This window comes from Candidatus Melainabacteria bacterium (genome assembly GCA_003963305.1).
Lineage (GTDB): Bacteria > Cyanobacteriota > Vampirovibrionia > Obscuribacterales > Obscuribacteraceae > PALSA-1081.
On record RXJR01000017.1, the window covers coordinates 26174 to 44951 of the forward strand.

At 52.2% G+C, this 18778-nt stretch carries 14 protein-coding genes; 8 read left to right on the top strand and 6 right to left on the bottom strand.

The annotated features are described in order from the left end of the window. Positions 1-41: 41 nt before the first annotated feature. Genes EKK48_16865 through EKK48_16875 form a run of 3 tightly spaced genes read left to right on the top strand, consistent with a single transcriptional unit; the run spans position 42 to position 4262 of the window. Positions 42-2201 (top strand): serine/threonine protein kinase, encoded by a 2160-nt coding sequence (locus tag EKK48_16865; GenBank protein RTL40124.1) that lies wholly within the window; start codon positions 42-44, stop codon positions 2199-2201. Then, positions 2020-3564, top strand: a complete 1545-nt coding sequence (locus EKK48_16870; protein ID RTL40125.1) for a redoxin domain-containing protein — start codon at positions 2020-2022, stop codon at positions 3562-3564. The genes EKK48_16865 and EKK48_16870 overlap by 182 nt, the downstream gene beginning before the upstream one ends. Continuing rightward, the gene (locus tag EKK48_16875) at positions 3561-4262 is read left to right on the top strand and encodes a D-lyxose/D-mannose family sugar isomerase (GenBank protein ID RTL40126.1); all 702 of its coding nucleotides are present in this window, start codon (positions 3561-3563) and stop codon (positions 4260-4262) included. The genes EKK48_16870 and EKK48_16875 overlap by 4 nt, the downstream gene beginning before the upstream one ends. Here EKK48_16875 and EKK48_16880 read toward each other — a convergent pair. Next, positions 4237-5226 (bottom strand): diguanylate cyclase, encoded by a 990-nt coding sequence (locus tag EKK48_16880; GenBank protein RTL40127.1) that lies wholly within the window; start codon positions 5224-5226, stop codon positions 4237-4239. The two genes, EKK48_16875 and EKK48_16880, sit on opposite strands and share 26 nt — an antisense overlap. Positions 5227-5389: 163 nt before the next feature. Here EKK48_16880 and EKK48_16885 point away from each other — a divergent pair, with 163 nt between their 5' ends. Beyond that, positions 5390-6508 carry a hypothetical protein gene (locus tag EKK48_16885; protein RTL40128.1) on the top strand — a complete coding sequence of 373 codons (1119 nt, stop codon included), beginning with the start codon at positions 5390-5392 and terminating at the stop codon, positions 6506-6508. Positions 6509-6864: 356 nt separating this feature from the next. On the opposite strand, the gene EKK48_16890 is transcribed toward EKK48_16885, so the two are convergent. Further along, positions 6865-7701 carry a M48 family peptidase gene (locus EKK48_16890; GenBank protein RTL40129.1) on the bottom strand — a complete coding sequence of 279 codons (837 nt, stop codon included), beginning with the start codon at positions 7699-7701 and terminating at the stop codon, positions 6865-6867. A 532-nt stretch (positions 7702-8233) separates the two neighbouring features. Here EKK48_16890 and EKK48_16895 point away from each other — a divergent pair. Then, a complete protein-coding gene (locus EKK48_16895) occupies positions 8234-9787 on the top strand; it encodes an MBL fold metallo-hydrolase (GenBank protein ID RTL40130.1) in 1554 nt (517 codons plus the stop codon). Between the two features lie 122 nt (positions 9788-9909). Here EKK48_16895 and EKK48_16900 read toward each other — a convergent pair whose 3' ends face one another. Then, positions 9910-10212 (bottom strand): hypothetical protein, encoded by a 303-nt coding sequence (locus EKK48_16900; protein ID RTL40131.1) that lies wholly within the window; start codon positions 10210-10212, stop codon positions 9910-9912. A gap of 271 nt (positions 10213-10483) precedes the next feature. Here EKK48_16900 and EKK48_16905 point away from each other — a divergent pair, with 271 nt between their 5' ends. Then, positions 10484-11827: a hypothetical protein gene (locus tag EKK48_16905; GenBank protein ID RTL40132.1), complete on the top strand. Its 1344-nt coding sequence runs from the start codon at positions 10484-10486 to the stop codon at positions 11825-11827. A gap of 9 nt (positions 11828-11836) precedes the next feature. On the opposite strand, the gene EKK48_16910 is transcribed toward EKK48_16905, so the two are convergent. Together EKK48_16910 and EKK48_16915 are read right to left on the bottom strand one after the other, a co-directional pair. Further along, on the bottom strand, positions 11837-12646 hold the full coding sequence (locus EKK48_16910) for a sel1 repeat family protein (GenBank protein RTL40133.1): 810 nt from the start codon (positions 12644-12646) through the stop codon (positions 11837-11839). A 115-nt stretch (positions 12647-12761) separates the two neighbouring features. Next, on the bottom strand, positions 12762-13958 hold the full coding sequence (locus EKK48_16915) for a hypothetical protein (protein RTL40134.1): 1197 nt from the start codon (positions 13956-13958) through the stop codon (positions 12762-12764). Positions 13959-14155: 197 nt separating this feature from the next. On the opposite strand from EKK48_16915, the gene EKK48_16920 reads away from it, so the two are divergent. Next, entirely contained in the window at positions 14156-14719 is a 564-nt protein-coding gene (locus EKK48_16920; protein ID RTL40135.1) for a hypothetical protein, read from the top strand. A 3-nt stretch (positions 14720-14722) separates the two neighbouring features. Here EKK48_16920 and EKK48_16925 read toward each other — a convergent pair whose 3' ends face one another. After that, positions 14723-15346, bottom strand: coding sequence for a hypothetical protein (locus EKK48_16925; protein ID RTL40136.1), 624 nt, complete (start codon positions 15344-15346; stop codon positions 14723-14725). 165 nt (positions 15347-15511) lie between these two features. On the opposite strand from EKK48_16925, the gene EKK48_16930 reads away from it, so the two are divergent. Beyond that, positions 15512-18673 (top strand): hypothetical protein, encoded by a 3162-nt coding sequence (locus EKK48_16930; protein ID RTL40137.1) that lies wholly within the window; start codon positions 15512-15514, stop codon positions 18671-18673. The last annotated feature ends 105 nt before the right edge of the window (positions 18674-18778 follow it).

The window sequence follows — 18778 nt, forward strand, 5'->3', positions numbered from 1 at the left end:
CAGGTAGTGTAGGCTGAGCATTCCGCAGTTGGAGCTTGGTTTTGGACGATAGCACTACTCGCAAAAATCCGGTTCTCGATAATGGTATCACTCCTGGTACCATTCTTTCCGATCGCTACGAGATAGTCGAATTGGTTGGACAGGGTGGAATGGGCACTGTGTATAAAGCCCGCCATCTCTTGATCGGCAACTATGTTGCCATTAAGGTTATGCATCCGCATCTGCTCAGCGATGCTGCCAGCCAGGAGCGATTCAAGTCGGAAGCGAAAGCAGCGATGAGTTTGCGTCATGAGCGCCTGATGGCTGTTTCGGATTATGGTGTGACTCCGTCCGGGCAGCCTTTTATCGTCATGGAGTTCGTACAGGGAAAGGGGCTCGATGCGCTTCTTGATGAGCAGAAGTATCTCAGTCACGAGGAATTTTTCGAGATCTTTGCGCAAGTTTGTGATGGGCTTTCTCATGTGCATGAAAGAGGAATCGTTCATCGCGACATCAAGCCAAGCAACATCATGCTGACCAGAACCAACCACAATAAGTGGCTCGTGCAGATTGTCGATTTTGGAATCGCAAAAGTTCTCCCCACCGGAGAGGGGGCCGTGCAGCATCTTACGCAGACGGGCGAGATCTTTGGCAGCCCGCTTTACATGAGCCCTGAGCAATGTAAAGGAAAAGATGTTGATGCCCGGGCAGATATTTATTCGCTTGGTTGTGTGATGTTCGAGACCCTGACCGGAAGCCCACCTCATCAAGGTGAAAGCGCCATCGAAACTCTGATGTTGCACGTAAATGAGAGGGCCCCGAAGCTCAGCGATCGACGCGCTGATATCGGTGAAAGTGCGGAGTTGGAAAAGATTGTGGCAGGAGCGCTGTCCAATGCGCCCGAATCGCGTTACCAGACAATGAGTCATTTGAAAAATGATCTGCTGCAGCGGAAGTTCACCGGTCCGCTGGTTAAAGAGCTTCCCGTCAAAGAAGGCAAATCATCGGATTTAAACGCAATTGCGCCTGTCAGTCGACCACCGGCAACGGCAATGCAAACTTTCAAAAATACCTTTTTGAGTCCGCTGTTGATTATTGCAGCGGCTGCAGTGACTGTCTGGCTGGTCAATAATTTTGGCATAACACAACCGCGGGTAGTCATCACAGGTAATACCAGTGCGCAAAACTTGCGTGAGGCAGAGCTTGAATTCCAGTTGGCTAAGGATAAAATGGCGCAGGGCTTTATCGCTGAGGCTGCCGACTATTCCCAGAAAGCCCTTGATCTGCGGGCCAAGGAGGCACCCGCCACTCTCTTGCTGGCAGAGAGTATGAATCAGCGCGCCGACATCGCTCTTAGCGATGCAGAGCACGAAGCGCTGCTCCTAAAAGGGCATGAAACTGGTTCAGCCACCGACTCGCAGGCAGTAAATAGAAAGAAGCGTATAGCCGCCGATTATGCGAGCGCCGAGAGTCTCCTCAAAGATGCTGTAAAGATAGCTGACTCCAACACAAGTGGAGCAGATAAGGCGGTCGCACCGGTGCGTGTGCGCAGCACGCTGGTGACTGCCTATCTTGACCAGGGGAAGTATCAAGATGCAGAGACGACTTTGAACGAGATATCCCAGTTGTTTCTCGGGCATCAGCAGCCTGACAAAGCTGACCCTGACGCAGTTCAACGCACTTTTCATGAACTGTTCGACAGTCAGTACGAGAGACTCTTCTGGGGCACCAACCGAGAAATTGATGCTGCAAAAATTCGTCTTGCGCACCGCACCAATAAAGACTTGTATGACCCAACTGCGCCCATAGAAGATTCGGTCCATCCTTTTACGGGCGTTTGGTCATCAGGCAATTTTTCTCTTGATTTAAAGCAGGACGGACGCACTGTATCTGGCGAAAACGAAATCCGCAGTCTGGGCTTCGATAAAGATCAGGAGCATACAAGCGCTGTTTCAGGCTCGGTTGACGGTAACGTGGCGCATCTCACTTGCAGTTTAGTGAAGGGGCGGCAAATCAGTGCAGTGGCAGTGAGATTGGGCAATGTCCTGGTATTTCACCTTCTTCATTCGGACAGCGCTCCAGAAGAGGCGTACGTGCCGGAAAATGCAATTCTCAGTTCGGCTTCGTCCAAAACGGTTGAAGGCATGCCAACGACGCCGACCTCAGAGCCTGACAGTACGGAGAAAGACAATCCAACGCCATCTTCGGCTGTGGAGAGTTGATCGTGGCGAACTACCAGACGCTGGTTCTACAATTGAGTTCACTATAAGGAGCCTTATGAATTTTCGAACCAGGATGTTGCTTGTCGCGCTTTCGGCATCGTTGCTCAGTGCCGGATTGCCAAACATGGGATTGCCGGGTGTGGCTGCGCCGAGTAGTTCGGGTTCTGGTGCAGGCGGTGCGCCTTCCCACCCGGCTCCTGCAGGCAAGATTGATCCTCGATGCGTCGATATTTTGCAGAAGATGACCAACACTTATAAATCCTCCAGTACGCTAGAGACGAAAATACTTATCGACATGAAGCTCCTGGGCGGAGACGGCTCGAAGCAAGATCTGCCGGCTCAATACAATGTTTCAATAGCCAAACCCAATCGTTTTGCTATTGAGCTTGACTCCACGCGTGGTGGCAAGGTCGTATCAAACGGCAAGCGTATCGAGTATTATTACAAACCGGCAAATCGCTATATGTTGACTGCGCCTGAGTCTACGATGGAAGAGAATTTCGAAAGGCGCGAGTTTCGATTTATAACCGCAGGATTATTGTCTTTCGCTTTCACTCGTGAATTGATGGAAGTGAATCCTTACGCAGCAATTATGCAAGATGTGAAGGAGTTGCAGTACATCGGCGCAGATAAGACCGGTGGAGTGGACTGCGATCACTTGCGAATCACGCATGGCGACTTTGTGCGTGATATGTGGGTGACGAAATCAAAGGCGCCCATGCTGATCAAAGTTGAGCCAAATATGACGGCAGGCATCTCCGAGAGCGCCCGTAAGGCTGGTAATAAGATTTTTCTGTCGTTTGCATACAAAGATCAGATCCTCGGCAAGTCCATGAATGATGGACGATTTGAGGTGGCCCATCCAGCCGATGCGAAGTATGTGCGCGAGTTTTTTCATGAAGAAGGCGCCGAGCTGATCGGGAAAAAGGCTCCCGATGTGACTTTGCCTATGGCTGACGGAACTAAGATCAAACTCTCTAGTCTCAAAGACAGACTGGTCATCCTTGATTTCTGGGCGACCTGGTGCCCCCCTTGTGTCATGTCTCTGCCGATTTTTGCCAAAGCCAGTAAACCGTTCGAATCCAAAGGTGTTCTGTTCATAGCAGTCAACAAGGGTGAAGCCGCAAAGACTGCAAAAGATTATCTGCGCGCCAATCATATAAACGCTACTCTGGCATGTGATCAGGACGGTCGCGTTGGATCGGCGTTCAACGTGGAAGGAATTCCCTGCACTATTTTCATCGGCCGTGACGGCATCGTAAAAGGTGTGCACGTTGGTATTCAGCCAACCGGGTTGGCAGAAGGATTCACCGCTGATTTGAATAAATTTGTTGCAGGAAAAAGCTTGAAGAGGGAGCGATGAAACGTAGTCAAATTAATCGCGTCATTGGTAATGCCATTGATCTGTTCAATGAAAAAGACGTCAAATTGCCACCCTGGGCTTACTGGACGCAGAATAATTGGAAATCGGTCGGTCCTGAGGCTGACGAAATTCGCCGTCATGGTCTGGGCTGGGCAATAACAGATTTTGCCAGCACTGATTTCGACAATATCGGTTTGCTTTTGTTTATCGCTCGCAATGGACATATGCACGATCAGAAGCCTGTGACGACGAAGACTTATGCTGAAAAATACATGGTGGTTCAGCCAGGTCAGGTGACGCCATGGCACTTTCACTGGCAGAAGACCGAAGATCTGTTGAATCGCAGCGGCGGGCGCTTGCAAGTCGAGCTGGCCTGGGCCGGCGACGATGAGAAGTCGCTGTCGGGTCGTGAAGTGACAGTACAAGTCGACGGCATCGAACGAAAGATTTCTGCTGAGGGGATTATTCTTCTAAATCCCGGTGAGAGTGTCACTCTCAGCCCTCGCATGTGCCACAAATTTTCTGGTTATGTCAAAGATAAGCAGGTTCTGGCGGGCGAGATCAGCAGTTTGAACGATGATTCTGTCGACAATTGTTTTCTGGGCAAACCATACGCTCGCACTCCGATCGATGAAGATGAACCTGCGAAATACCTTTTGAATTCAGATTACGCTATGAAACCGCAGCAGTTGCCTTGAGGTCCTCGACAGCTTGCATGATCAAGCCGTTTAAGTCCTGCGCGCTGGTCGGAATCGATGCGATTCCCATTCTCACGTTGATCTGAGAGTTATCCCAGCCGAACTCCTCCTGGTGGTTTGTGATCAGCGACTTGATTCTGTTTGCCACCATCGTGCCCGCGCTGAGCTCCGTATGCGGCAACATCAGGGCATATAGCGTGCTTCCGAAGTGCCCGAAGAGGTCGATTTTTCTTTTAGCATTGGTGACGCGCTGCCCGATCTGTTTTATATGTGATACCGAAAGTGGTGACAGTCCGCGCGGTGTCCGCATCGTCAGATCAAAAACAGCCAGGGTAACAGGAAAGCTGCATGCTTTGTAGCGATAGTATTCCTGCTCTAGAAAGTACATTATCCACCACTGACTCATGATGCCGGTTTCCGGCTGTTGAAGCATTTCGTGGTACTGCCGTAAAGCATTGAAGTCGCGCGCAATGGGTGCGTTGAATGGTTCCCAATCAATGACTTCAACAGTTGCTACTGTTCCCAGTTCACCGAAGGGAAACGGGTCGTTCGCGTCGGAGGAACTTATATTGTTGAATGAAAAGTCGGGAAAGGCGGGCACTTTGTTGTCGTTGCTGCCGGATAAGTTGCGCACATGCAGCTGAATGAGAGCAACATCGTCTCCGAGGTAGCTCCAGGCGATAGTACCGTCCGGCATCGACAGAGACCAGTCTGGAGGTATGCCCTGGTCCGGCGGGCAAGCAACTGAGAGGATGAAATCGGATTTGCTGCCGCCCACATTCCAGCTCAGTTCAAATTTTTTGCCCAGCTCAGATTTTGCTGACTCCAGCGCCTGATAGAGATCATTCAACGATGGTGAACAATCTAGTTGGGCGATGCGAACCGTGTCGGTATCATTCGGGCCAAAATTTGTCTGAGGCGGCGTTTCGTCGCCTCGTTGTTCTTTGTTCGATTTTTTGGACATCTGTTATTTAGAAGGGGCAGGGGAGCAAATGCTTTTGCAGATATACCCGCTGGCGAACAAATCGCCATCCTCAATCTCATCTCCCATAAATTGTTGTGTGCACGACCTTTTTCTGCTCGATAGAGGGGAATGGTTCAAGCAGTTGTCTTGTAGAGGTGATTTTGTGTGTATCTCAGCCTGGCCGACTGACTTTAGCAGCACTATCACCGGCACCTGGGAAGTCAGCATCGATGAGCGAATTCATCATGTGCTCTGGTATCAAAACAGGGTTTCCGGACCGCTGGCTCGCGGTGGAGGCGAGGTAGCGCCCGGCGGGTTTGTCGCAGGCATGACCCACATTGCCGCACAGGTCTTCAATATTTTGGTTCGAAAGGCGCTGGCCGGGCATCCGCTTACTGATGACGTGCGTAACGTCATGACTGTGAATGGTATTACCGAAAGTCAGCTGCAATCTGCCGTCAATGAAAGGCTGACTGCATTGGGTCGCACAGAAGAGGTCCAGCCGCTGCCTTCAGAGACTCCCAGGCCGGCTCAAGGAAATTGCCTGATTATCCCATTGCTTGGTAGATGGTCGTCGATTCGGTTGCTTAACACCATGTCGGCGCCTTCAATGCTTCTCGATGTGCAGGAAGCGTTGCGCTTTCCGCCCATGCGTGACCTGGATGCTCCCCTGGCTGCTGCTGCGGGGTGGGGCGGCTCGGGCGGCATGGTGTTTTTGAAATTCGACATCTACGATATCGTCATTGCCGAAAATGCGCTCGACATTCCGTCTGTGCTGGGGCAAATCGACCCGGCTAAGCGACCGCGCGTCAACGACGATGTTTTTCGCTTCATGAGTGATTGGTATGGATGCCCGGTTGCTCTGTGCTGTTTCAGTGATTTTGAGCGCGGTGAGTCGAAACCGCTTGGATTTGCCTTTGAGCCGCTATATCCACAAACTCTGGTTGTCTACACTTTCGAAGGTCACGATGGAAAGTCGCCCGATCCATCTCGTATTGTGCGTCTTGATCATACGATTTTTGTGGGTAGTTACTTGACCCCAGCGCAGTACTGCGGTCACATACAATACACCGATGATATCGCGGCTGATTTGAAACCCTATTTGCTCGATCACGCAATGGGTTTGAGAGTTGAGCAGCCCATGGAAAACGGAGATTTTGTTTTTCAGACTAAAGCTGTACGGTCGGGACACTTCGAGGGTGTTCGAGGGCTGCCACCTAATGCTCCAGCGGGTGTTACGCGTCAGTGGCACAGCATTACCAGGCCGTTGGCATACGTCTGAGCAGAAAAATTTTTCTGGTGCAGCATTTTGCCATAAGTTCGCCAGATTTGGCGGCTATATTTAGAGCATGGAACTGCAAAACAAGTTCCGACAGAGTCCAGCCAAGATATCAGCTTAGAGTGGGGGCATGCTCATGCAATCACGTAGTCTGGGCGCGTACTTGCAGTCAATTCCAGGGGCTACTTGAATTTGACCGCACCTAAATCCAGGGTAAATTGCGGTTTCTGATACGCGACGAGTTTAAGCCAAAGCAAACAGCGAGTGTGTTGAGCACTCGCTGTTTTGCGTTTATATCGAAGTATTTGCTTGCAAGGATGGCGGGGTTGCCCGAGAGGCACTCGCGCATGTCGTGGCTTCTACTTGATCAATCCATCAGGAACACCGTCAGGATACTTCTCTTTGATTTCTTCTTCTATTTTGGAAATTCGATTGGTTGGATTCGGGTGCGTGCTGAAGAATTCCGGCGTTCTTGACTTGGCGACGTGATCGAGTGTGTGCATGACGCCTATCATTGCTCTGGGGTCGTAGCCCGCATCAGAAGCGAATTTCACACCGAGCTTGTCGGCTTCCAGTTCGTCATTTCTGCCGAATTTTAAGTTCACTACCTGCCCGATCAGAGCCGCTACAGCGGCAGTATTTCTTGATGATGGATCATTTGGATCGTAAGTCGCCATCACTGCCGCACCAGTCAAACCTTGAGTCAACTGCTCTTTTGCCAGTTGCTGTGCGGAATGCCTTGCCGCCACATGACCTATTTCATGCGCGAGAGTGGTGGCTAGTTCACCTTTTGTTTTCAGTTTTTTGTACAGAGCTTCTGTGATGAAAACCTGTCCGCCCGGCAAAGCGAAAGCGTTTACAGTGTTGTTATCGGCAAGAAGATGGAAATCGAATTTGTAAGGTGTTTTTCCAGCAGCAGTTTTTGCCACTATTTCACGACCGACGTCGCTCACATTTGCGCTTGCTTCTGCATCTCTGGAAAGCCCACCATACTCGCGTTCCATTGATGGGGTGGATTGCAGACCGAGAGCAATTTCTTGTCCTGGTGTCATGTCTAGATGTTGTTTCTTTTCAGTGATCGGGTTGTAACTTGTACTGGCCATATAGCTGAAAATCGAGAAAGCTGCGATGAGCAAAGCGATTATCAATCTGGGGCTGATGGATGGACCGCGCCTTCCGACATCTTGATTTGACATATTTCGTGTTACTACCCGTGTGTGTGACCTCGACTATATCGCTTTGCTGACGTGCACGCATGAGAATCTGTTGCCGGTGTTCCGAATATTTCCTGGATATTCTGCGAGCCGCTGAGAGCTCGCGCAATGGTGGCGCAGCATTTTATAAATTCTATAGAATTGGCTCTCTGAGACATTCTTCGTGAAGTAAAGTGGAGTGGATGTTAAGGATAGCGGCAGCCTCGCTAGGCAAATTAATGGGCAGGGATCAGGTTTCGCGCGATGTTATAACAAGTGAAGCCTATGTATACGTACTTATATTGAGATCACTTAGATCTCGTTGCTAGGCTCTCTGGGTCACCCCGTTTACCGACTACCTCAAGGCTCACATCTAGCACCAGCCTTTCTTTCTCTTCGCCAAATATTTTTTCTGCGCAACTAACTCAGTCGCAGATCACCGACCCGATGCTGAATTCAGAGGCTTCATGCGCTGAAATCGGCTTCAGGCGTTGGTCTTCGCTTCCACGCCCTTCGGGCATAAAGGAGACCTACCTTGACCAAACAAGAACAAAAGCGCGTTGCTCGCACAGGGCAGCCGCTGCTGAAACTTCACGTCCTCGGCGCCGCAGGTGCTGTGACGGGCTCGCTCAACCTCTTCGAGTACATCGAACGCGACCGCGTCACGCGCTTCCTCGTGGACGTTGGTCTGACCGTGGAAGATGAACGTGCTGACTTCATGAATCGGTTGCCGGTCGGCATCAAGCCTTCCGACATCGACTTCATCATCATCAGCCACGCCCACATCGACCACAGTGGTTATCTTCCGAAGCTTGTCAAGGACGGATTCAAAGGGCCGGCTTACCTGACGCCTGCGTCTTCGGATCTGCTCCAGTTCATGCTTCCGGATTCCGGTTTCTTGCAGGAAGAAGCGGTGAAGCGTGCCAATGCGCGCAACCGCAAGAACCTGCCCGCCACCGAGGGTGGTGCGAGCGATGGAGTCAAGGCTCGTGGCAACGTGCCGCAGCGGCAGCCGCTGTACACCCAGGAACACGCCAAGCAGTCGCTCCAGCACTTGCGGACCATCCCGTACAACGAGCGGCGCGAACTGGCTCCCAACGTCGCGGTCACGTTCACCGATGCCGGACACATCCTCGGCTCCGCCGTGGTCAATCTGGAAATCGGCAGTGGCTCAAGCAAACGCACGTTCTGCTTCAGCGGCAACATCGGTCGGTACGACATGCCTCTCCTGTCGGAGCTGGAGTCTGTGCGCTCGGCCGACTACGTCATGGTCGAATCGACCTACGGCAACAAGCTGCACAACCGTCGCGACCGCTTCCCGGTGCTCGCCGACATCATCAACCGTGCTCATGTGCGGGCCCTCGAGAAGCACCCGAAGTTCGGCTGCGGCGTGATCATGATTCCCGCTTTCGCTGTCGGCCGCGCTCAGGTGATCATGCATGACCTGCGCCAGCTCATGGCGGAAGGACGCATTCCGCAGATGCCGGTGTTCATCGACAGCCCCATGACCATCCGGTCCACTGAAGTGCACCGCAAGTACCGCGATGCCTACAACCCGTTGATGCGCGCGCTCTTCGACGCGGAGGTGGACCCGTTCACCACGCCCGAGCAGACCCTGTGCCACGACTGGAAGGAGTCTGTCGCACTGCTTGAGCCCCAGAGCAAGCCGATCATCATCATCGGCTCCAGCGGCATGGCTTCGGGTGGACGCATCGTGCAGCACCTGCAGCACCGCCTGCCGGCTCGTCAGAGCACGGTGGTGTTCGTCGGCTACCAGGGCACCGGCACGCTCGGCCAGACCCTCGTCGGCGGGCTGCGTGAAGGCAATCCTGACGCGCGGCCGACGTCCGTGCGCATCAGCGGCAAGGATGTTCGGGTGAACGCGGCGATCGAGTTCATGCCGGACTATTCCGCGCACGCTGACTACGGCGACACGATTCGCTGGCTGCGCGGCTTCCAGCGCCGCCCCCGCAGCATCTTCCTCGTGCACGGTGACACCGATGCGCTCGAGGGGCTGGAGGGGCACATCAAGAATTCGCTCGGTTGGAACGTTGTCGTTCCGAAGGCGAAGCAGGAGTTCGTGCTCTAAGGCGCGACGCGAGCTTCTGCGTGCCGCTGGAGCCTGACTCCAGTTGGTAGCCGGGTCGGACTGCAGTTAACTGCAGTCCGATATCGGTTTACCTGGCACAACATTCAGCGCCACGGCTTTCCTTAAGGAGCGAGCACTGAGCTCGACTCTTCGTACGTCAAACCTGAAGCGACTGAACGTCGCTTACCAAGGAGAACATTCATATGTGCAAGCAGAACATGGCTACCACGACCGGTGGCTCGGGGCAGCAGGCTCCGAACAGCAACTGCACCTGTCAGCGCGGTGCTGCTGGCGGGTGCTCGTCTCGCGGTCGTTTCAACCTCGCCGAGGTGGCTGAGCAGCCCCTGGGCATGGTGCATCACGTCGACCCGTCGCTGATCCAGGTCGGGCTCCCCGGCGGCAAGGGCGTCTTCGACCAGACCCATCGGGCCTGATCGGACGTCTTCCAACCGCGTCTAGTTGACGCATAACTCGTCTTTTCAGCCCACGCACAAGTAACTTTGTGCGTGGGTTCTCCTTTATCAGCGGAAGTCCGCACGCGGGAAGGGCTTTGCCTACATTTTGTTTTTGGCTATTGATACTATATGCTTGCGTATCTCTAAATGGTGAAGCCTCCAGGCGTGTCTCCTCAAAGGCTGCCCTGTCACCCTGGCTGTGATGAGGTGTAAGATATAGCGCTTTGTTTTGAAGTGCGAGATGACAGAAACACTTTTGGCAGCACAACAAACCGAACCTGAGAGTCAGGATCACGCGCTCGATGCCGTTCCCCTCTCTGAGCGACGCAGCCCCATTACTATGGGTTTGCTCTGGATCACAATGGTGACCGGGTTTCCATCGGTGCTGGTGGGATTCGAGTGGGTAAAGCAAGGGCTGGTCTTTCAGCAGGTGCTGGTTTGCCTGTTGCTGAGCAACCTGGTCTTGCTTTTGTATGCCGTGCCGGCTTGTTATCTTGGCTCTCAGACCGGATTTACCTATTCGCTTCTCAGCCGCAGCGTCTTTGGACAGTGGGGCTCGAGGCTGATCTCAGTCTGTCTGGTCATTCTGTCGATGGGTTGGTACGGGCTGACTGCTTACTTGATGGCAGACGCACTGAAAGGTCTGTTCCAGCTCGATTTGCCGGTTGCCCTGCTCTCAGCCGGTTTCGGCATCTTGATGGCGTTCAATAATTTCTTTGGATTTTCCGGCATCGCCAACTTCGCCGGCTATCTGGCCGCACCAGTGCTGGTGGCATGGGTGGGTTTCACTTTCTGTAAAGCCTCCCCGAACTTTACAGGAGCTATGCTGACCGAACAGCCTCATCAGACGTTTGGAGCCGCTCTTTCACTGATCTCGGCATTCGTTCTCGGCTATGGAGCCTGGGGTAATGAAGCGGATTTTTGGCGTTACGGTCGGGTCAAAAAGTCATACGTGGTTGTGCCGCTTGTCGTGTCGATTTTAATCGGGCAGGTGGTGTTTCCGATCACAGGTTGGATTCTTGCTCAAATGACTCACATCACCGAATTTGCACAGGCAACGGCATTCATGAACCGCTACTCTTTTGGCGGTTTGGCTCCGGTGGCAGCGCTTGTTTTGTTCGTCACCTACTTTGCACTGGCTGACTCATGTTTGTACGGCAGCATCAACGGCGTAGAGAACTTGTACGCGATTTCGCGCCGCAAGTTAGTGGCTACGCTGACCATTCTCGGTGCCCTTCTTGCAGCCTGGTTGAGCGGCTATCCCAGGGCATTTCAGGACGTCGCCTCGATGTCGTCGATTGTTTTACCCTGCGCTACAGTGATCATGCTTGCTGAAGCTTATGTCGTGCCGAAATTTAGCGACAGAGCAATTGATCTCTACCGTCTCTACGACTTCGCTGAGCTGCCTGTGGTGAACCGCGGTGCCGTTATTGCCTTCATGGCTGGATCAGCTGCGGGTATTGCGACTGCCGGAATGATTCCCTCGCTGGAATTCTTGCACATTGGCATAAGCGGTCTGCAAGCCTGGTTAGTCAGCTTCCTGCTTTACGTGTTCTTTCGCTATGTCGAATGCAGAATCAGGTAAAGACGCGAATCAGGGTTTGTAAGCCGTGTAAGCTTTAGCTTCTTCGCTGGGATGAGCTTCGGGACGCTCCAGAATCTCCAGATTCTGTTGTGCTGCTTCGTTGCCCTGTTCAGCGGCGCGATGAAACCATTTGGCCGCTTTGCGCTGACTGCGATTAACACCGCGACCGTAGAAATACAGTTCGCCGAGAGCGGTCTGGGCTTCGGCGTGACCCTGTTTTGCCGCCTTTTTGTACCAGGTGTAGGCGTGATGATAATTCACTTCCGCTTCTATGCCGTCAGCGAAGCACGCACCCAGGCGATATTGCCCTTCAGCGTTGCCTTGCTCGGCCGCTTTGTGCCACCAGAAAACAGCCTGTCGGGTGTTTTTCGGCACACCATGTCCGTCAAAGAACATTCCGGCAAGCAATAGCTGTGCCTGTGCCAGCCCGGCCGACGCGGCTTTATAGAATAATTCGGCTGCTGATTCGAGGTTCTGGTCGACGCCGATGCCGTCGCGGTACATAATTCCCAGGTTCAAATCAGCCAGAGCATAGCCCCGGCTGGAAGCTGCTTGCAGCCATTTGAAAGCCATCTCGTGGTCACTGATGCGCGATGAGCAGTCTCTATAAATGACCGCGATCAATGTCATGGCGTGCAGGTCGCCCTTGTTTGCATCAGGTAACAAGAGCTGCAGGGCTTTCTGATAGTCGTGATTCGAAATCGCCAGCATGGCGGAATAGTGCGCAGTGTCGCACGATTGCGCTTCTTCGCCCTGCAAGAACTGTGTCAGGAATCCGAGTAATGAATGAGCCATAAAACCCCCCTCGCTTGCACTCATCCTACCTTTTGCCTGCCAAGAAGGGGAATTGTTCAGGGTTTCTCAAGATTATTGTGAACGGCAATTGTTACTTAAATTTGCACTGAATGGCAAAAGCTGCATCAACAGCCGATTTCTATTGTGGACGAGACCTCATTTGTTGTGAAACAAGTTCGAAGAAGTGCTTGCCCCCAATTCCGTTCAAATGCACTGTGTCTGCGAATTCTAAGCGAGGAAATGTTTTTTGATCGTTGAAGTCGAGGAATTGTGCACCATGTTTAGTGGCGAGTCCTTTTACTCCTGTCAGGTACGCCTGGTAGGCTCCGGGTGGAAGCAATTTGAGATTGTCTTCTGTGAGCGGCATGTTGACGAGCGTTACGCTGATGCCATGCTTGTCTGCGAAGGAAAGAAATTTCTCGAAGTAAGCAAGCTGAGTTTCGAGCACTTTCGGTTTGAAAGGATGGTAGCGCATCATGTATTCGGCAGTGTTGTCCGCAAATACCTTACTGGGTGAGTAGGGCGTTACACGCCACTGATCGACACCATTGTCTTCCGGTAAGTTTTTCATGGCGTATGACAGCAGCGGTGATGGTGTGTGAACTGTCTCAGGGTCGATGTCTGGACGCACTTGCTTGATCGCTGATTTGGCGTAAGGCAGAGTGGTTGCGATAATATCGCCGCGCTTTCCGTAGAGGTAAAAGCCGCCGTCCGCAATGTTCTGAATGCGGTCCCACAAGATGCGTCGATTAGTCGAAAGCACGTCTGTCGATTCCGACACTTTGTTCATGTAACGCACGGTCTCGGAACTGTCCGGGTTGGTAAACGATGAATCGAGAAAATCCCGGGGAGCTATTCCCCAGACGATGTTTGAGGGGACTGGATTGCGCGTGAAAAGCGTAGTTGTAAGTGCGTATACATCGCTGGCCATTTGTCCGCCGATGGCCAGACTGGCTGTAGAAACAGGCTTGTTGAGGCGCTCTTTGAGCAAGCGTTCGAGGTAAAGGGCACGGTGGTGGGTGACAGCATCGAAAGGTCTGTTCAAGTAGGTCGAGTCGCCGTCATTCAAGGCCGCAAGCATGAGTGATGAACCGAAGATGACAATGTCGGCGCTCTTTTGTGCGCGCAAGTCTTGCACCGCCCACCATGCCCAACTGCGGTTCGGCGACTGGTACGGGTCCGGGTGATACAGGGCACGCGCAGCCAGGTCAGTCAACCCGATCACTGCAAATGCGAGCAATGCATAGCTGAGCCGGAGTTTGCTCCCGGTTCTTTTCTCTGGCTTTTCTGTTTTTCCATCTAACTCGCAGTGAGTTTTTTCAAGCAGGCTTGCCATCTCTTGTCATTTCGTAGAGAGCAACATAATACCCGGCTTGCGGCATTTCCGACTTGTCAAACGTCTCACATTTCTCTCACGAAGGTTGAGTTAGTTTAATGGAGTCCGAATTTCGCGTACGGCGCACCAACGGAGCTGCAACGGGCAGCCGGCGGATTTGGACAACGTGTAACAAGCAAGCTAACTGAGGAAAACAAATGGGAGAAGCAAGCAGAGTCGATATGGAAGGGCGGAGGGGCGAGGTCAGCCGCCAGCACGCCGACAAACATCAGGGTGCGCAATCAGAAATTCATGCCCAGATGGATGCCTTCCGCGCCACTCTCAAAAAGCAAGCTTCAACTGACCATGAGCTTGCCGCCCCAGATGCCAGGCATCAGGGCAAGCTTGATAGTCTGTACAAAAACATCAACAAATCGGTGGATAGCCTCACTGATCTCGAATTATTTGATGCCAAGAATATCGCTCATCAGGTCAACGAAGAAAGAAAAGCTCATCATGGGCATTCGGACACACTAGATGCTCTGAAGAAATATCAGGAAACTCATAAAACTGCGCATGACGTGGGCATGTATAACGCTGTTGTGCTGGGTGCAGCCGCTGAAATCGGCAGTCACGTCAATGAAAATATATATTTCCCCGCCAGTGGTGGCAAAGTCAAATCGAATGAACTGCCCAAACCGCCGTTCAACAATCCAAAAGACGCCGAAAAGTATTACCAGAGACATCCTGTGCCCAAGGGCTCGCCCGAACCTATCCTGTAGCCGCTACTTGAGCTGCTTCATCAGTTCGCCAAAAGTTTGTTGAGGATTCAACTCGATCGAATGCGAGTGGTTCGCGTGTTCTTGATCGTGGTTTGTGGCTTTATTGCTGCGTGCCAGGGCTTTGCGCATGTCTTTGGATAGACGAACGTCCTTGAGTTCTATTTTTATAACTCTTATCCCGAATTCTTTTGTCTGTCTATCAAGAATATTCTTCAGGTTGAAGTTGATACGCTTGCGATCGGTGACTAGATGGAGCAAATCGTTATTCCCGACTGCTGTTCGCAACGCCATCTCGGTCAATTCGGCGGCAGATTTTTTGACATTTTCAACGCGGGTGAGTGCTCTTTTGGCATCGACAATCTGATACATGCAAAGGGCTGAAACCTTGACTGACATTTTGTCTGAAGTAATTGCCTGGATGAGATTTGATGGCAATGTGACGATTCGAGTGTCGACAACTTCTGCTTTGTCGATTATGGGAAGCACCAACTGGATGCCGGGACCCCTCTCCAGTACTTGTTTCCCGCCTCTGAAAATAATCAGCCGGTTGTACTCTTTGACGACCTTGATGCCGGATAAAATCACCATTATTGTGAAAACAATAATTCCGCCAAGTATTTCAAACACAGATTTGTCCTCGGGCGATTTCCACCTATATTCTAGGCCCCCGATCGACTTTCGGACACAGGGAAAACCTTAGTCGATTTATGCGAATCGGATCAGTGTAATCCCTACTTATCAAATCGTCTAAGTCGGATAGGATGGTTAGGTGCACTAAGCTTGAGGCGCGATATGGTCGAACAGAACCGCGGAACTCTGACCCAGCCGAAGCAGGGCGAGCAGTCTCAGGGAAACGGGTCGCCAGGCAAACAGTCGCAGGGCAAGCAGTCCATTCATGCGCGCCGGTCAGAGAAGCGTGCGCACTTCCTGCATAAGTCGCTTTCTCGCCTCTTGCCGGCGCGTGCGGGCTCGAAGCACGGCATGATTTTTCTGTTTTTTGGGGTCGTGCTTCCCATCATCGCGGTCGGCTTTGAGCTCACTACCCATTTTTGCGCGCAACATTTTTTTGATCCGTTTCCTTCTTCCAGCCATGTCGTTCTCTTTCTCCTTATTCCGCTGAGTAATTTCCTTGCCTGGCTTGCCGGTCGCAGAGATTTGTCTGCGCATTATGGATTCATGTCTCTGATCAGCGGTATGGCCATGGGCATCGGCTGTCTCTACGCTTTGATGTTCTTGCCGCTGACGCCGCATTCTGCTTTCTACACTTTGTTTTTCGGTTTCGGACTGCTGGGATTGGCTCCCATCCTGGCTGTGCCGTGTACCTGGTTGAGCGGCAAGACCGTTTGCAAATTGGCTGAAAGTAAACGTACGTTCTTCGATGCGCACCAGGTTGAACACATCGGACATTTGATTGTTCTGTGTATGGTTGTTGCGGTTGAATTGCCTTCCACTCTGACACGCATGAACTTGAGCATGGCCGCCGATCCTGCTACGGAGCAACAGGGTATTCAGTGGTTGCGTCAATTTGGCAGCGAAGAAGTTATGCTGCGAGCTTGTTATGAAAGATCCGGACGGGCCACCGATATCCTCGGGTCTTTGTATGAGGCCGGACATCCCCTCAGTATCGACTCGGCGCGCTCAATCTTCTACAAGGTCACAGGCAAGCCTTTCAACTCAGTGCCCATACCCAGTGCGGCTCGAGCGACCATTCAACATGCCGGTTTGATAGATGATCCCAATGGTTTGAACGCTGACGTTAAGGACGAGTTCGATCTGGATAGCGATATTGCCGGCGAGAACGTCAGTGGTGTTGCTCGTGGACTGGCGGTTTCACAAACCAATATCACAGGAAAAGTAGATGCCGACGCGGCAGTTGCTGACATGGATTGGTCGGTGACGTTTACCAACTCTTCGCCTTATGACCGTGAGGCCAGAGCGAAGCTGGTGCTACCACCAAACGGCGTTGTCTCAAAGGCAACCGTAACCATAAACGGAGTTGAGCACGAAGCGACAATTCTGGTTCGCAGTCTGGCTCGTGCCATCTATAAACAGTCTGTGGCGGACCGGCGCAAAGACCCCCTGCTGGTGAGCACATGTGGAGTCAATCAGATTCTCATCCAGTGCTACCCTGTGCAACCTGGTGTTGAGACAGTTGTGCATCTCAAGATAGAGGCACCGCTTGTGATATCAGAGGATAAGAGTACCGGCACGCTTGTTCTGCCTGCTTTCGAAGAGCGTAACTTCCAATTTGATCGCCCTGTTAAGGTGTCGTTTGACTCGACTGCCGCTCTGGAACTTTCGCCCGCACAAATTTCCAGATTCGAGGGCACTGTTAACTTCAAGCGTAATGCTGCTGTTGAAAAGGTGGTGTCGAAAGCCGCTCAGATTGAAGCGCGTGCTTTCATTCCCAGATACAAGACTCCTGATCATCTGACCATTTTGATTGACGGATCTGCCGCTATGGCTCGCTACATGCCTGAACTCTCTACGGCTTTGAAATCTTTCCCTGCTTCCGTAAATGCTGAGGTTGTGCTGGTTGGGGATGAGGTGCAGGTGCTTGGAGCTAATTCACCCGGCGCTGGCTTTGGCACCGCTATTGGTGTGTTGGAAAAATACCACGCTGTTGGTGGACAATCTGATGATAATCAGCTTCTGAACCGATTAGGTACTACACCGGTTCTCTGGATTCACGGTGCTCAGCCGATCAACACTAACAATACGAAGCTGTTGAATGCGCTGCTTGCCAGACCGAGCGAAACTCCCTGGTTGTACGACTTTCAGACGGTCAGTGGACCGAATGAGCTACTCAATGGACTGGAGCCCAGTCGAAATTTTGTCAGTGTGCCTCGAACAGGAAAGGTACAAGATGACTTGAATCGACTGTTCCATTCATGGACAAAAACCGCGCCGGCTGCTGATGCTATGCGTTTTGTCGAGTGGAAGCCTGATGTCAAGCAAAGTGCAGGAGAAGACTCCAGCACTGCAGACAAAATTTCTGGCGCAGATGAGGCACATGGTATCGAATTCAAAAACGGTGATGTTGCTGGGCTAAAAGAACTCTACGGATACGAGAGATTGCTGCGAAGCTACGAGTCTTCAGACAAGACACCGGCTCTCATGTTGGCGCAGCGATATCATCTCGTCAGCCCGGTCTCGAGCGCTGTAGTACTCGAGTACGTTCCGCAATCGCATCCTTCTCCATTAGAAGAAGGAAAGACAAAAGCCGATGCTGGCAAGCTTGGTCTATCGTCGCCTGTGGATCTGCTTACAAAGACTAAAAAGGCGTTTGATGCCGGTAATGATAGAGCGGAACGGCGCATTGTTGATAATTTGGAGCCGGTTTATGAAAAATCCTCTGGTGCTTCCGGAGCGAGAGACGAGGCTCAACCGGCGGATGGTTTTGCCTCTGGTGGCGCTAAAGATCAGCAGGGTCAAGACGCATCGGTGAATGCTCCGGTGTTGCAAGGCAGTACCAATGGTACAGTTAGTTCTATTGAAGAATCGAATCGTGTCGATGGTGACCGCAACGATGATTTCAAAGCGCGTCAAAAGAATGAGGAACTGGCTCCACAAAAGGAAGCAATTTCACAGGACAAGGGACTCCACTTTGAGCCTGCCGCCACTGCTCCCACAGACCCCGCGGCTCCGTACTCTGCTTTGAAGCCATCTGCTGAGCCAGACATGGCGCCGCAATCTGCCCCACCTCCGCAGGTGCTGGCGCCCGCGACCCCAGCCCGCCAGGGCTTCGAAATGAAGCAGTTGTTTGCGCCGCAAGAATCTCAGCTCGAACGGGAGCAGAGCTTGAGTTCGCCGGGGTCAACTGGGCTCCAATTTTTAAATCCACAGCAACAGGACATGATCAAGTCTGCAGTAGGCATTTTTGTGCTCACCTTTTTGTGGATTTATGCCTTCTTCAAATTATTGAGAGCGATCCTTCGTTCGCGTTCGAACTGAGCAATTTAACTCGAACTCCTACCCCGAACGGATCCAGGCTCTGACTTTGATTTGGAACCTGACCAGGGTCGTGGTCCCACTCTATTCCAAGCCCGAGCCCGAGCC

Excerpts from the sequence above, each read along its gene's own strand:
- EKK48_16910 (RTL40133.1), bottom strand. The coding sequence starts at position 12,646 with ATGAGTGCAAGCGAGGGGGGTTTTATGGCTCATTCATTACTCGGATTC.
- EKK48_16900 (RTL40131.1), bottom strand. The coding sequence starts at position 10,212 with ATGGGTCTGGTCGAAGACGCCCTTGCCGCCGGGGAGCCCGACCTGGAT.
- EKK48_16905 (RTL40132.1), top strand. The coding sequence starts at position 10,484 with ATGACAGAAACACTTTTGGCAGCACAACAAACCGAACCTGAGAGTCAG.
- EKK48_16870 (RTL40125.1), top strand. The coding sequence starts at position 2,020 with ATGTCCTGGTATTTCACCTTCTTCATTCGGACAGCGCTCCAGAAGAGG.
- EKK48_16890 (RTL40129.1), bottom strand. The coding sequence starts at position 7,701 with ATGTCAAATCAAGATGTCGGAAGGCGCGGTCCATCCATCAGCCCCAGA.
- EKK48_16875 (RTL40126.1), top strand. The coding sequence starts at position 3,561 with ATGAAACGTAGTCAAATTAATCGCGTCATTGGTAATGCCATTGATCTG.
- EKK48_16920 (RTL40135.1), top strand. The coding sequence starts at position 14,156 with ATGGGAGAAGCAAGCAGAGTCGATATGGAAGGGCGGAGGGGCGAGGTC.
- EKK48_16930 (RTL40137.1), top strand. The coding sequence starts at position 15,512 with ATGGTCGAACAGAACCGCGGAACTCTGACCCAGCCGAAGCAGGGCGAG.
- EKK48_16915 (RTL40134.1), bottom strand. The coding sequence starts at position 13,958 with ATGGCAAGCCTGCTTGAAAAAACTCACTGCGAGTTAGATGGAAAAACA.
- EKK48_16880 (RTL40127.1), bottom strand. The coding sequence starts at position 5,226 with ATGTCCAAAAAATCGAACAAAGAACAACGAGGCGACGAAACGCCGCCT.